Here is a 13,779-nt window from a genome sequence, read left to right as displayed (position 1 = left end):
GGTGTATGGCACAGACATTGTGGCGTCTGAAGAGATAATCGCACCTTAGCGGTAACAGCACTAACTGTTAATCTGAATCGATTCAATTGGCAAAACCGCCCTAAGCCGTGCCGCTTTGAGGGAGATTCCGATTGTACGTTCATGCCTGCCTGTTAAGATGCCGCACCAGCATAAGGAAGATAAATGAAGAGTAAAATTTACGGCGCTCTGGCGCTGTTTTTATTAGCAGGCTGTACGTCCAACAAACCAGGCGCCTTTGAGCGTGTTGACGAAGATCCCGTTTCGCATACCGTGCAGTATCGTTATCAACCGCAGAAAGTGGATAAAACGGCCATGGAGCTCGATGTGGCGCGCTATTGCGAAGCAAAAGGCTTTGACCTGGTCGATCCGCTGCCTCCGAAAGACAGCAATATCCCCGGGCTGAAAACCGCCTGGTATCAATGTAATTACGCATTGAAAGGCTGATAAAAGAAAAGGGCGAGAATATTCTCGCCCAACTTTTCTTGCTTTATATTTATTATATTGCTGTGTGCAGGCTTTGCCCGCGAGACGCATTGCTGTGACGCGCCTGTTTAGAATTTTTACCATCCGCGATGGTGATGGTGCCAGCCGTGATGATTCCCGCGATCGTGATGCCAGCCCGGACCGGGCCCGCGGTCGTGAGCAATTATACAACCGCTTAGCATGCTGACAATGGCCAGAACAGAAGCACTTTTTATCATTATTCTCATCATGAAATCCTTCTTTCTCTTAATGAACGTAACATTACGATCTAAAAGTGAAGGAATAACGTCACCATTGTAGAGTTAATTAGGCAATTATTTACAAATGTTTCATTGCGAATAAGAGTAGAGGATAAGTGCCAAAGGAAAATATAGGAATCAGCCGAATGCCCGCTCATAATGGCAAGAATTATCTGAAAGGCAATATATCTGATATTCTCATTCTCATTTGATGTCCAAATTATTCTATCGCTATTTACTACCCGCCTTTATCGCTGCGCCTCTGCGTTATGGGAATATTAAAGCATCATCTGTACACGCTTAAGAAAATTCTGCATCCCTTCAACAGACTATGATGTTACATCCCTGACGTAAGGCGAGAAATCGTTGGTTATAAGTTGCCGATTTATTTTAACATCATGAAAATTAACTTATTTATAACTATTTATTCCACGTTGGCTTTATACCCTAAATAATTCGTGTCGCAGGAAGGCGGCAAGGGAGCGAATCCCCAGGCGCTTATTAAAGTAAGTGACTGGGGTGAACGAGCGCAGCCAACGCACATGCAACGTGAAGTATGACGGGTATAGATGCAATGGAATTTACTGCTGTCAGTTTTCTGTGGTTGGTGATTATCGCCATCTATTTGGCTTTAGTTGTTATTAATCAACGTTTGTCATTTTCATGTTCGGGTAACCCTCGCTCGTCCCGACATGATTGTGCCGCCCTGTACATCGCCGGGCAGCGTAAACTTTATCTTTAACGTCCTGAGGCTGAACGGCTTCATCTTATTATTGCGTGACCGATTCTGTTTTTTTATTGCGTACCGGCGAACATTAAAAGAACGCGCTGACGTGCGCCCGCGAGGCAATGCTATTTATTGCCTGCTGGCGATCGGCTTCACGTTTTTACCATTAGCGTATTGAGCGACAGGACAAAGCGGGTAGAGTAAAGGCGCTGGATTGTTACTGCACCCGCAGGCAAAACCTGATCTTCTGGCCTGTGCCGGAGGTCAGGTTTTTTTGTTTTTAAGGACAGTATGAAGATCGCTAAAGTGCTGAATAACAACGTAGTGATCGTTCTGGATGAACAGCAACGCGAGCAGGTCGTTATGGGACGCGGTCTCGGCTTCCAGAAGCGGACTGGCGATCGCGTCGATAAGGGCAAAATTGAAAAAATTTTCGCCCGCCAGGATGATGCGCTGGTCGCCCGTATGACGGAATTGATGAGTCAGATCCCGCCGGACGTGCTGACCGCCTGCGATCGCATTACGGAACTTGCGCGTCAGCGCCTCGGCAGGCTACAGGACAATCTCTGTATCGCGCTGGCCGATCACTGCTTTTTCGCCATCGAAAGGCATAAAGAAAACATTCCATTGCCGAACGCGCTGCTGTGGGAAATAAAACAGCTCTACCCGCGGGAGTTCAGCATCGGCCTGGAAGCGCTGGATATTCTGCATCAGCGGCTCGGCGTGGTGCTGCCGGAAGATGAGGCAGGCTTTATTGCACTGCATCTGGTTAATGCGCAGTTGAACGGCGAAATGCCTGAAGTCATGCATATCACGCGTGTCATGCAGGATATTCTGCATATTGTGAAATATCAGCTGCGGCTGGAGTATGACCAGCAAGCGCTTAGCTACCAGCGACTGGTGACGCACCTGAAATTTTTCGCGCAGCGTATGCTGGGCCGCGTTCTGGTTAACGATGACGATGTGATGCTCTATCGTTCCGTTAAAGAGAATTATGCCAGCGCCTGGCGCTGCGCGGAAAAGGTAGAGCAGCACCTGCGTCAGCAGTATCAATGTGCGTTAAGCAATGAAGAGAAGATGTTTTTGACCATTCATATCGAACGGGTGCGTAAAGAGAGCCATCAGCCAGGCGCCCGATAAAACGCTATTCGGATTGTTACTGCTTCGGCAGGCAAAACCTGAAGACAAACCCCGATGACCGGGTTTGCCTTCAGGTTTTTTTTTGGATTCCGCTGCCCGCAAGCAGCTGTCACAGAGGAATGGAATATGCCGTATCAACAACTCGCCAGGGACATTATCAGGGGGTGGGCGGAAGCGAAAATATCGTCAGCGTCGTTCACTGCGCCACCCGGCTACGTTTTAAACTGAAAGACCTCGCACTGGCTGACAGCGAAGTGCTGAAAGCGCATTCCGGCGTGATTATGGTCGTTGTCAGCGGCGGCCAGTTTCAGGTGGTGATCGGCAATCACGTCAATGAGGTCTGGCAGGCGGTACGCCAGCAGCAAGGCGGTCGTGAGGTCCGTTCCGCCCCGATGGAAAACCCGCCCTCAGAGAATCTGTTTAACCGCCTGATCGATATCATTTCCGGCATATTTACCCCGTTTCTCGGCGTTATGGCGGGATCGGGAATACTTAAAGGCTTGCTGGCGCTGTGCGTAACATGCGGCTGGCTGCAATCCGACAGCGGAACCTACAAAATCTGGTATGCCGCCAGCGATGCGCTTTTCTACTTCTTCCCGTTGGTGTTGGGCTATACCGCCGGGAAAAAGTTCGGCGGCAGCCCTTTCTTGACTATGGCGATTGGCGGCGCGCTGGCGCATCCGCTGATGATCGAGGCGTTCAACGCCAGCCAGCAGACGGATGCGTCGACCGTCTGGTTTCTCGGCATTCCCGTGACCTTTCTGAACTACAGCGCTTCGGTAATGCCGATTATCTTTGCCGCCTGGGTCAGCTGCTGGCTGGAGAAACGATGCGGAAAAATATTGCCCGGCGCGGTGAAGAACTTCTTCACGCCGTTGATCTGCCTGATGATCACCGTTCCGTTGACCTTTCTGCTGATCGGCCCGGCCGCCACCTGGTTGAGTCAGGCGCTGGCTCACGGCTATCAGGCGATTTATACGCTCGCGCCCTGGCTGGCCGGTGCGGTAATCGGCGGCATCTGGCAGGCGTGCGTGATTTTCGGTCTGCACTGGGGGCTGGTGCCGTTGATGATCAATAATCTGGCGGTGCTGGGCTATGACACGTTGATGCCGCTGGTGCTGCCGGCGGTGATGGGGCAGGTGGGCGCCAGCCTCGGCGTGATGCTGCGCACCCGTGACGCCCAGCTAAAAGTGCTGGCGGGATCGGGCACCACGGCGGGGCTGTTCGGTATTACCGAACCGGCGGTCTATGGCGTGACGCTGCCTCACCGACGGCCTTTTATCTTCGGCTGCGTCGGCGGCGCGCTGGGCAGCGCGGTCACGGGGTTCTGCGGTGCCAGCGGTTACTCTTTCGGCCTCGCCAGCATCTTCAGCCTGGCGCAGTTTATCCCGCCAGCGGGCATCGACAGCACTGTCTGGGGCGCGGCGCTCGGCGTTCTGCTGGCGCTGCTGGTTAGTTTGGCATTGACCTTTATCGCCGGACTGCCCGTCGCGACGTCTGATAAGATCTCTCCTCCTTCCTCTGCGTCTACGGCGTCCGAAGATCCGTTAATTGCCTTTTCACCTGCGCAGAGGCCGACTGCGTCCGAAGCAGGCCGCAGCGATATCTTGCTCGCGCCGCTAAGCGGCAAGGTTGTGGCGCTGGATAAGGTGGCCGATGCCACCTTCGCCAGCGGGTTGTTAGGCAGCGGCGCGGCGATCGTTCCCTGCGATGAGGCGGTGCTGGCGCCGTTTCACGGCGAGGTCGCCTCGCTGTTCGTCACGCGCCACGCTCTGGGCCTGATAAGCGATAGCGGCATTGAGGTGTTGATTCATGTCGGCCTCGATACCGTCAAACTCAACGGGCAGTACTTTACCGCACACGTTAAGCCGGGCGAGCGGATTAAGCCAGGGGATCTGCTGCTGACCTTCGATCGTAAGGCGATCATTAATGCCGGTTTCGATCTCACCACGCCGGTGATGATCAGCAACAGCGAAGATTTTAGTCAGGTCGTTACGCTGACCGACAGCGATACGATTCACGCAGGCGCGCCTTTTCTTGGCGTGCATCAAGAGCCAGAGGAGTCACAATGAAACGTTTCCCGGATGATTTTTTATGGGGCGGCGCCATCGCCGCGAATCAGGTTGAAGGCGCATGGCGGGAGGATGGCAAAGGATTATCGACATCCGACGTGCAGCCGCAGGGGATTTTCGGGCCGGTAGTGGATCGCGTCGAGGGCGACTGGTCGCTGAAGGATGTCGCCATCGATTTTTATCATCGCTACCCGCAGGATATCGCGCTGTTTGCCGAAATGGGTTTCCGCTGCCTGCGCGTCTCTGTTGCCTGGACGCGCATCTTCCCGCAGGGCGATGAAACACAGCCGAACGAGGCGGGGCTGGCTTACTATGACCGTCTGTTCGATGAGCTGGCGCTGCATGGCATTCAGCCGCTGGTCACCCTGTCCCATTATGAAATGCCGCTGGGGCTGGTGCAGAACTACGGCGGCTGGGGAAACCGTCAGGTAATTGATTTTTTCCAGCGTTATGCGCGCGTCGTTTTTCAGCGTTATCAGCACAAGGTCAAACTGTGGCTGACGTTCAACGAGATCAATATGTCGCTGCATGCGCCTTTTACCGGCGTCGGACTGCCCACAGAGAGCAGCAAGGCGGAGATCTATCAGGCAATCCATCATCAGCTGGTGGCCAGCGCGCTGGCGGTAAAAGCGTGTCACGAAATCATTCCCGACGCTAAAATCGGCAATATGCTGCTGGGCGGCCTGATGTATCCGCTGAGCTGCAAGCCGGAAGATGTGTTTGAAACGCTCCAGCAGAACCGCAGCTGGCTTTTCTTCGGCGATGTGCAGTGTCGCGGCGCCTGGCCGGGCTATATGCTGCGCTTTCTGCGCGAGCAGGGCATCGAGATCGACATTACCGACACGGATCGCCTTGCGCTGCGTGAAACCGTCGATTTTATCTCTTTCAGTTACTACATGAGCGGCTGCGTCACGGCGGACGAAGCGCTGAATCAGCAGGCGCGCGGCAATATCCTGAGCATGGTGCCCAATCCGCATCTGCCCAGTTCGGAATGGGGCTGGCAAATCGATCCCATCGGCCTGCGCACGCTGCTGAATATGCTGTGGGATCGCTATCAAAAGCCGCTGTTTATCGTGGAGAACGGGCTGGGCGCAAAGGACAAGCCGCAGGCGGACGGCAGCATCGAAGATGATTACCGCATCCGCTACCTTAACGACCACCTGATGCAGGTCGCCGAGGCGCTGAAAGATGGCGTTGAGGTGATGGGCTACACCAGCTGGGGGCCGATTGACCTGATTAGCGCCTCGAAGGCGGAGATCGCCAAGCGCTACGGCTTTATCTATGTCGATCGCGACGACCAGGGCGAAGGCACGCTGGTGCGCAGCCGCAAGAAAAGTTTCTTCTGGTACCAGCAGGTAATCGCCAGCGGCGGCGCCAGCCTGACGCCCTGAAAAGGGCCGATTTTCTCTGGCGGGATAAGACGCGCCGCGCTAATTTCCGCTACAGTTTATGCACGAATCCGCTAGCAAAAAGGAAGCATAATGAACTGGCAGGTAGAGCGCGTATTACCCATTGAGGCCGAGCTGGGCGAATGCCCGCTCTGGTCATCGGCAGAGCAGGTATTATGGTTTGTGGATATTCTGGCGCCGGCCATCCATCGTTTCGATCCAAAAAGCGGCGATCATCAGGTTTTTCCGCAACATGAAGAGGTCGGCTGTATCGGCCTGCGCCGCGAGGGCGGGCTGGTGGCGGCGTTGCGCAGCGGCATCTGGTTCCTGGATGCGCAGGGGAAGCCGCAGCGCAAAATCGCCGACAATCCCGGCGAGGCGAGCAAAAGCCGTTTCAACGACGGGCGCGTCGATCCTTTCGGCCGCTTCTGGTGCGGCAGCCTGTGGGAACCGCAGGATCGTAACGGCGGCAAGCTTTGTCTGTTGGATAAAGATTTGCAGCTTCATGTGGTTGATGATGATGTGCAAATTTCAAACGGGCTGGCTTTTTCGCCCGATCGCCGTTGGGTTTACCACAGCGATACGCCGCATCACGTCATCTGGCGCTACTCACTCGATCCTGTTACCGGCGCTATCGGCAAACGGGAGGCGTTCCGTCGTTTCAGCGACGGCCTGATGCCGGATGGCGCGGCGGTGGATGCAGAAGGCTTTTACTGGTCGGCGCTGTTCGACGGCGGGCGCATCGTGCGCATCGATCCGCATACGGCGGAAATCGTGGATGAGATCCCGCTGCCGGTACGCTGGCCGACAATGGTGGCCTTCGGCGGCGAAGATCTGAAAACTCTTTATATTACCAGCTCGCGCGAGAATCGTACCGCAGAGGAGCTGGCGCAGTATCCCTGGTCAGGCAGCGTGCTTGCCGTGCGAATGCCGGTGGCAGGCCAGCCGGAGCCGCTGTTTGGTTAAACGACATCGGGCGAGCCGCTGGCTCGCCCGATGATGAATAATCTGCTTTTCTGTCGCTTAGCTGCGCTGCCATACCTGCGGCAGAGCCTGAGGTTTATGCGGCATGCGGATAATGATCGACATAATCAACGAAACCACCAGCAGGGTCATAATCAGGCTAAAAGTCACGGTAAAGCCGCCGAACAGCGAAGCGATAAGCGATCCCAGCACGCTGCCGATACCGAAACCCAGGTAAATCACGCCGTAGTTTTTCGTCAGGTTATTCAGACCGAAGAAATCGCTCACCAGCGAAGGGTAAACGGTGATGGTGCCGCCGAAGCTGAAGGCGATACAGGCAACAGAGATAAAGAAGGTCGTTTCGCTCATATGGGTAAACAGCAGAATGCTCATACCCAGCAGTGAGACAAGCTGCGCCAGCGTAATTGCCCGAATGCGCGCAATTTTGTCTGACAGCACGCCCAGCACCAGACGACCGCTCAGGTTAGCGATAGCAATCACCGTTACCGCGCTGGCCGCGGTCTGGGTACTGAGATGCACCAGACCTTCGCCAATATCCTTCGCCACGCCGATCACATACAGACCGCTCATGCAGGCGGTCAAAAACATCAGCGCCAGCATCCAGTACTGCGGCATACGCATCGACTCCGCCAGGCTGTAATCACGCGCGGCGGATTCGCCGTTGCGCTGCGCAGGCTGCTGACGCGGCGCGTCCTTCATCATCAGCGCGCCGAGGATCACCATGCTCATCGCCAGCGCCCCCCAGATTAAAAAAGTGGTTTCCAGGCTGAAGCGGGCCAGCAGCGCGCTGCAAATAAACTTAAAGCCAAGACTGCCCAGACCGTAGGCGCCAATGGCGCAGGCGGAGATCACGCCTTTGCGCTCCGGGAACCATTTTACGCAGTTAGAGAGCGTCATCAGATAACCCGCGCCGTCCGCCAGACCGACCAGCACGCCCGCGCTGAGCCACAGCATCAGCAGCGAATCGGCCTGCGAAGTAAGATAAAATCCGATCGCCATCAGCAGCCCTGCGCCGATAGCAACGTTGCGCACGCCAAAACGTTCCTGCAGCTTACCGGCCACCGACGAGGAGAGCGCAAGTCCCAGGCTCAGCAGGCCGAAAGAGAACGCGACCTGACTGATCGGCGCCTCCAGCTTATGCGCCAGCTGGCCGTTAAACAGACTCCAGGTGTAGACCGATCCCAGCGCAAACTGGGTGATAATGGTGCCGGCTAAGGTTAGCCAGCGAACGCGATGATTAGGGTGTGACGGGGTTGCTCTGCTCATCATTTCTCTCCCACAGGGGAATATCGAATTAAGCCGATCATAAAGCGCGCCGGGAAAGCGGCGGGTTAAAACGACATGAATGGCCTTTAACAGGGAATGAACTGCATCTGAGCCTGCATGAATGGCATGACGACGCTAACGCGCGCAGACAATTAAAAGAAAAAATGTGTTAAAAACAAGGAGGTCAGGTTAGAGAAGTGCAGCTTTCAGGTAAAGAAGGTAAATAAATTCAATGTTGTTGCGGGCGTGGCGCGACCGGTAAAAGATCAGCGCCGCATCAGCGCGGCATTAAGCCTATCGAGGTAAAACTGACGCAGCGCGTGCTCAAGCTGCTGGCGACGCGGTGGTGGATAAGCGCTCAGCCAGCCGTCGGTAAAAGGTTTACAGAGCAAAAACGCCTGGTTAACCACTGATTCCGGCGTGGCGTTGCTGCCCATCTGCGGCAGAATATGGCTGTTCAGGCAGTCGGTCATTGGGTTGCTCTGCGTAAGCGGATCGGCATAAAGCGGGAAAGCCAACCCGAATAATAAACTCGCCAGCAGCGGCAGGCGGTAGAAACATAGCGACATTGCCCCTCCTTTAGCGCCATAGCGCACGCTGTTTTGCCTAATCACCGCAGGAAATCGCAAGCAAACCTCAATAAGCGTTGCGATATATTTCACAGGCGAGATGGTTTAGGCATGAAAGCATTCTCTGTGCCAGACTTGATATTTACACAGAGGAGGAAATATGAAAGACCGAGCATATGAATCCACTTTCCAAAAAGAGGATGAGGTTTGCTGTCTAATCGGTCGGGCTGTTGTTGAACTGAGTGAAGCCAGTCAACCGGTGAACAAATCTACCCTCTCGCTAAAACTGCTTTCGATGGCCGATCATGAGGGAGATGATGACAGAGTACTGCTTTACTGGCTGGCAAGGAAAGCGATAAACCAGCCACAGCGTGTTAATCTGAACGCCTGGCGTCAGACACGCTAAGTCACATCGGCAGGCCTGGACGGCCTGCCAGAAAGCGGTGTTTACGTCTGCGGTAATGACTCCAACTTATTGATAGTGTTTTATGTTCAGATAATGCCCGATGACTTTGTCATGCAGCTCCACCGATTTTGAGAACGACAGCGACTTCCGTCCCAGCCGTGCCAGGTGCTGCCTCAGATTCAGGTTATGCCGCTCAATTCGCTGCGTATATCGCTTGCTGATTACGTGCAGCTTTCCCTTCAGGCGGGATTCATACAGCGGCCAGCCATCCGTCATCCATATCACCACGTCAAAGGGTGACAGCAGGCTCATAAGACGACCCAGCGTCGCCATAGTGCGTTCACCGAATACGTGCGCAACAACCGTCTTCCGGAGCCTGTCATACGCGTAAAACAGCCAGCGCTGGCGCGATTTAGCCCCGACATAGCCCCACTGTTCGTCCATTTCCGCGCAGACGATGACGTCACTGCCCGGCTGTATGCGCGAGGTTACCGACTGCGGCCTGAGTTTTTTAAGTGACGTAAAATCGTGTTGAGGCCAACGCCCATAATGCGGGCGGTTGCCCGGCATCCAACGCCATTCATGGCCATATCAATGATTTTCTGGTGCGTACCGGGTTGAGAAGCGGTGTAAGTGAACTGCAGTTGCCACGTTTTACGGCAGTGAGAGCAGAGATAGCGCTGATGTCCGGCAGTGCTTTTGCCGTTACGCACCACCCCGTCAGTAGCTGAACAGGAGGGACAGGTGATAGAAACAGAAGCCACTGGAGCACCTCAAAAACACCATCATACACTAAATCAGTAAGTTGGCAGCATCACCATGGGAGAAGGGTTTTGTGAACTTTAACGGAAGGTGGCGAACGGTGAGATGGCGTCCCCTGCAGGAATCGAACCTACAACTAGCCCTTAGGAGGGGCTCGTTATATCCATTTAACTAAGGGGACGGCGGCGGGCAGTATAGCGCAATTTCTTCCGCGAATTAACCACTTGCCCGCCTGACTGCTTATTCTCTCGACAATTTTTACCGTGGATTGCGGTTTTCCTGTGCTTTTTTCTGCTGGCGCGTCTCTTTTTTCCGATCCGCTTCTGCCTGTGCTTTTGCTTTATTGCTCATATCGTTGCGGATCTGCGCATGGCTGAGCAGGGCGAAGATAAAGGTGCCGCCGATAATATTGCCGGCCAGCGTAGGCAGGGCGAAAGGCCAGATAAACTCCTGCCACGGCAGCGCGCCGGTAAACACCAGATACCAGACTTCTACCGAACCCACGACGATGTGCGACAGGTCGCCCAGCGCCACCAGCCAGGTCATCAGCACGATCACCAGCAGTTTCGCCGCCCCTGATGAGGGGAACATCCACACCATAGTGGCGATAATCCAGCCCGCTATAACCGCGTTAGCGAACATCTCTCCCGGCGAGTTCTCCATGACTTTTTCGCTGATATGGGTAAAGGCGAGGCGCGTCGGCTCATCAAATATCGGCATCCAGGTGAACGCCAGCGCGGCCAGCCCGGTGCCGATCAGGTTGCCTAACAGCACCATGCCCCACAGGCGCAGCAGCAGAAGGAAATTACCGCCGGTGGGTTTATGCATGATCGGCAACACGGCGGTAACCGTGTTTTCGGTAAACAGCTGCTGACGCGCCATAATCACGATGATAAAACCAAAGGTATAGCCCAGATTCTCCAGCAGAAACGCGCCCGGCACGCCCGCCAGATGCACCTGAAAAATTCCTTTCGCCATCAGCGACGCGCCCATAGAGAGTCCGGCGGCGACCGCCGACCACAGTAGCGCCAGACTGTCACGCTCCAGCTCCTTTTCGCCATCTTGGCGGATCTGTTCATGAATCGCCGCTGCGCGTGAAGGAAGCTGCTCCTCGTCTACCTCAATTTCCTCACCCTGATCCTTCTCTTCGCTTTCAACTTCGATTTCATTATCTTGCTGCTGTTGTGACGTCATATAAACCCCAGTGGTGTTGAACAATCCTTTAAGCGTAGCCAGTTTTAAAGTAAGTAAAATGTGACGTAACTTTAGGTAAAAAGTAACAAAGCTTTAATGCTGTTGTTTTTTTAGGCAAAAGATTGATCTGATGCAGGTTATTTGACCAGATCCAGGGTTTCCTGAGCAGTGGTCAGGCTACGGGGTAATACTGACTTATGTTATTATCGCGGCCCGATTCAATAGTGCGACATTTTCCTCTCATGCTGGAAGCCACCAATCTGACCTGCATACGCGATGAACGCGTACTGTTCAGCGATCTCAGTTTCGCGGTTAATCACGGCGATATCGTTCAGATCGAAGGGCCTAACGGCGCAGGTAAAACCTCGCTGCTGCGGCTGCTGGCGGGGCTTAGCAGCGCGGAACGCGGCGAAGTGCGCTGGCAGGGAGAGCCGCTTTCCCGACAGCGCGCGCAGTGGCATCGCGACCTGCTGTTTCTCGGTCATCATCCCGGCGTGAAAACCGTGCTTTCGCCGCTGGAAAATCTCGCCTTTTATCATGCCGACTGCGACGAAGCGCAGCGCTTCGCCGCGCTTGAGGCAGTTGATCTGCTCGGTTTTGAAGAGATGGCGACGGCGCAGCTGTCGGCCGGGCAGCAGCGACGCGTTGCGCTGGCGCGGCTCTGGCTTAGCAAGGCGCCGGTCTGGATTCTGGATGAGCCCCTGACGGCCATCGACGTCGACGGCGTAAAAAAACTGATGGCGCTGTTTGTACGCCATGCGCAAAACGGCGGCATGGTGATATTAACCACGCATCAGCCGTTGCCTTCCGCCGCTTGTCCGCTGCGCAAAATCAGCCTGACGACGGGAGAGCCTTTCTGATGCTGGGGCGCGTCATACAGCGCGAGCTGCGCATCGCTTTTCGCAGCGGCGTGGAAGTGATTAACCCGCTGTGGTTTTTTTTAATCGTGATCACGCTGTTCCCGCTGGGCATCGGCCCTGAGCCGCAGCTGCTGGCGCGCATTGCGTCGGGCGTGGCGTGGGTGGCCGCGCTGCTCTCGTCGCTACTGGCGCTGGAACGGCTGTTTCGCGACGACTTCGCCGACGGATCGCTGGAACAGCTATTGCTGCTGCCGACGCCTCTGCCGGTTACCGTGCTGGGCAAAGTGATCGCGCACTGGCTGATTACCGGACTGCCGCTGCTGCTGCTGTCGCCGCTGGCGGCGTTGCTGCTGTCGCTTAACGTCGCCGGCTGGCGCGCGCTGGCGCTGACGATCCTGCTCGGCACGCCGACGCTCAGCCTGCTGGGGGCTATCGGCGTGGCGTTAACCGTCGGGCTGCGGCGGGGCGGGGTGCTGCTAAGCCTGCTGGTGCTGCCGCTGGCGGTGCCGGTGTTAATTTTTGCCAGCGCGGCGATTGACGCGGCTGGCATGGGGCTGCCGATTGGCGGCTACCTGGCGATTTTGGGCGCCATGCTGGCGGCCAGCGCCTGCCTGGCGCCGTTCGCAACGGCGGCGGCGCTGCGTATCAGCCTCCATTAAGAGATGAACCGATTTATATTTTTTACCGTGAGCAATAACAATGTGGAAATGGATACATCAGCTGGCGAAGCCGGAACGGCTCTATCAGTTTAGCGGCCGACTGGTCCCCGGGTGCGCGCTGCTGGCGGCACTGACGTTGCTGACCGGCTGGGGATGGGGCTTCGGCTTCGCGCCGGCGGATTACCAGCAGGGGGAGAGCTACCGCATCATCTATCTGCATGTGCCGGCCGCCATCTGGTCGATGGGCATTTACAGCGCGATGGCCGTCGCCGCCTTCACTGGCCTGGTATGGCAGATGAAAATGGCCGATCTGGCCGCCGCCGCGATGGCGCCGGTGGGCGCGACTTTCACTTTTATCGCCCTGATCACAGGCTCCGCCTGGGGTAAACCGATGTGGGGCACCTGGTGGATCTGGGACGCGCGTCTGACCTCGGAGCTGGTGTTGCTGTTTCTCTATCTGGGCGTCATCGCCCTGTACAACGCCTTTGACGACCGGCGCATGGCGGGCCGCGCCGCCAGCATTTTAATCCTCGTCGGCGTGGTCAATATTCCCGTTATCCACTTCTCGGTACAGTGGTGGAACACGCTGCATCAGGGCTCGTCCGGCATGCTGCAACAGGCGATCGCGCCGAGCATGCGCACGCCGCTGCGCTGGTCGATTCTTGGTTATCTGCTGCTGTTTATCACCTTAACGCTGATGCGTCTGCGCAATCTTATTCTGCTGACCGAGCGCCATCGTCCCTGGGTGGCCGCGCTGGTTAATAAAGGAGGGCGCGCCGCATGAGACCCGCTTTTTCTTCCTGGTACGACTTTTTCGCCATGGGCGGCTACGGCTTTTACGTCTGGCTGGCCGTCTGTTTTACCCTGGGCTCGCTGATGATTCTGGTGGCGCATACCGCATGGCAGCGTCGTCAACTGCTTAAAAGCGTTCGTCAGCATCAGGCTCGTGAGCGCCGCATCAGGGCGGCAAAAATGAAACAGGCCGCAAGCCAGGCGGCAGGAGAATAAT

At 55.7% G+C, this 13,779-nt stretch carries 13 protein-coding genes, 1 tRNA gene and 1 pseudogene; 10 read left to right on the top strand and 5 right to left on the bottom strand.

Translation table 11 applies throughout. From position 1 onward, the window contains the following. The first annotated feature begins 183 nt into the window (after nt 1-183). The 5 genes and pseudogenes from C2E16_RS14930 to C2E16_RS14910 all read left to right on the top strand — a co-directional run bounded on the left by C2E16_RS14930 (nt 184) and on the right by C2E16_RS14910 (nt 7,036). Nucleotides 184-465 carry a putative periplasmic lipoprotein gene (locus tag C2E16_RS14930; RefSeq protein ID WP_038624949.1) on the top strand — a complete coding sequence of 94 codons (282 nt, stop codon included), beginning with the start codon at nt 184-186 and terminating at the stop codon, nt 463-465. A gap of 1,296 nt (nt 466-1,761) precedes the next feature. Beyond that, the gene (licT, locus tag C2E16_RS14925) at nt 1,762-2,610 is read left to right on the top strand and encodes a BglG family transcription antiterminator LicT (RefSeq protein ID WP_038624951.1); all 849 of its coding nucleotides are present in this window, start codon (nt 1,762-1,764) and stop codon (nt 2,608-2,610) included. Nucleotides 2,611-2,736: 126 nt separating this feature from the next. Continuing rightward, nucleotides 2,737-4,682, top strand: a pseudogene (bglF, locus tag C2E16_RS14920) (PTS beta-glucoside transporter subunit IIABC). Continuing rightward, nucleotides 4,679-6,073, top strand: a complete 1,395-nt coding sequence (locus C2E16_RS14915) for a glycoside hydrolase family 1 protein (protein WP_038624955.1) — start codon at nt 4,679-4,681, stop codon at nt 6,071-6,073. Before bglF ends, C2E16_RS14915 begins: the two are co-directional and overlap by 4 nt. A gap of 90 nt (nt 6,074-6,163) precedes the next feature. Beyond that, a complete protein-coding gene (locus C2E16_RS14910; RefSeq protein ID WP_084970589.1) occupies nt 6,164-7,036 on the top strand; it encodes an SMP-30/gluconolactonase/LRE family protein in 873 nt (290 codons plus the stop codon). A gap of 57 nt (nt 7,037-7,093) precedes the next feature. Here the strand turns inward: C2E16_RS14910 and C2E16_RS14905 are convergent, their stop codons facing one another. Then, entirely contained in the window at nt 7,094-8,320 is a 1,227-nt protein-coding gene (locus C2E16_RS14905; protein ID WP_038629921.1) for an L-lactate MFS transporter, read from the bottom strand. 266 nt (nt 8,321-8,586) lie between these two features. After that, a complete protein-coding gene (locus tag C2E16_RS14900; protein ID WP_038624958.1) occupies nt 8,587-8,889 on the bottom strand; it encodes a hypothetical protein in 303 nt (100 codons plus the stop codon). A 160-nt stretch (nt 8,890-9,049) separates the two neighbouring features. Here C2E16_RS14900 and C2E16_RS14895 point away from each other — a divergent pair, with 160 nt between their 5' ends. After that, nucleotides 9,050-9,295 carry a hypothetical protein gene (locus tag C2E16_RS14895; RefSeq protein ID WP_038624960.1) on the top strand — a complete coding sequence of 82 codons (246 nt, stop codon included), beginning with the start codon at nt 9,050-9,052 and terminating at the stop codon, nt 9,293-9,295. Between the two features lie 66 nt (nt 9,296-9,361). Here the strand turns inward: C2E16_RS14895 and C2E16_RS14890 are convergent. The 3 genes from C2E16_RS14890 to C2E16_RS14875 all read right to left on the bottom strand — a co-directional run bounded on the left by C2E16_RS14890 (nt 9,362) and on the right by C2E16_RS14875 (nt 11,251). Next, nucleotides 9,362-10,059, bottom strand: a protein-coding gene (locus tag C2E16_RS14890; RefSeq protein WP_233987823.1) for an IS1-like element IS1A family transposase whose coding sequence is annotated in 2 segments (ribosomal slippage) — nt 9,362-9,810 and nt 9,810-10,059 — 699 coding nt in all. Because the reading frame shifts where the segments join, the coding sequence is not laid out codon by codon here. A 104-nt stretch (nt 10,060-10,163) separates the two neighbouring features. Further along, nucleotides 10,164-10,238: transfer RNA gene (locus C2E16_RS14880), tRNA-Arg, on the bottom strand. 77 nt (nt 10,239-10,315) lie between these two features. After that, complete coding sequence (locus C2E16_RS14875; protein ID WP_038624971.1) at nt 10,316-11,251, bottom strand: formate/nitrite transporter family protein; 936 nt, start codon at nt 11,249-11,251, stop codon at nt 10,316-10,318. Nucleotides 11,252-11,493: 242 nt separating this feature from the next. On the opposite strand from C2E16_RS14875, the gene ccmA reads away from it, so the two are divergent. Genes ccmA through ccmD form a run of 4 tightly spaced genes read left to right on the top strand, consistent with a single transcriptional unit; the run spans nt 11,494 to nt 13,778 of the window. Beyond that, nucleotides 11,494-12,111 (top strand): cytochrome c biogenesis heme-transporting ATPase CcmA, encoded by a 618-nt coding sequence (gene ccmA, locus C2E16_RS14870; protein ID WP_038624973.1) that lies wholly within the window; start codon nt 11,494-11,496, stop codon nt 12,109-12,111. After that, nucleotides 12,111-12,770, top strand: coding sequence for a heme exporter protein CcmB (gene ccmB, locus C2E16_RS14865; RefSeq protein ID WP_038624975.1), 660 nt, complete (start codon nt 12,111-12,113; stop codon nt 12,768-12,770). The genes ccmA and ccmB overlap by 1 nt, the downstream gene beginning before the upstream one ends. Before the next feature lie 40 nt (nt 12,771-12,810). Continuing rightward, the gene (locus C2E16_RS14860; RefSeq protein WP_038624977.1) at nt 12,811-13,554 is read left to right on the top strand and encodes a heme ABC transporter permease; all 744 of its coding nucleotides are present in this window, start codon (nt 12,811-12,813) and stop codon (nt 13,552-13,554) included. Beyond that, the gene (gene ccmD, locus C2E16_RS14855; protein ID WP_084971209.1) at nt 13,551-13,778 is read left to right on the top strand and encodes a heme exporter protein CcmD; all 228 of its coding nucleotides are present in this window, start codon (nt 13,551-13,553) and stop codon (nt 13,776-13,778) included. Before C2E16_RS14860 ends, ccmD begins: the two co-directional genes overlap by 4 nt. The last annotated feature ends 1 nt before the right edge of the window (nt 13,779 follow it).

It is taken from the genome of Mixta calida (assembly GCF_002953215.1).
GTDB lineage: Bacteria > Pseudomonadota > Gammaproteobacteria > Enterobacterales > Enterobacteriaceae > Mixta > Mixta calida.
Note: the sequence above shows the minus strand (reverse complement) of the source record. Positions and strands in the feature narration are given on the sequence as shown.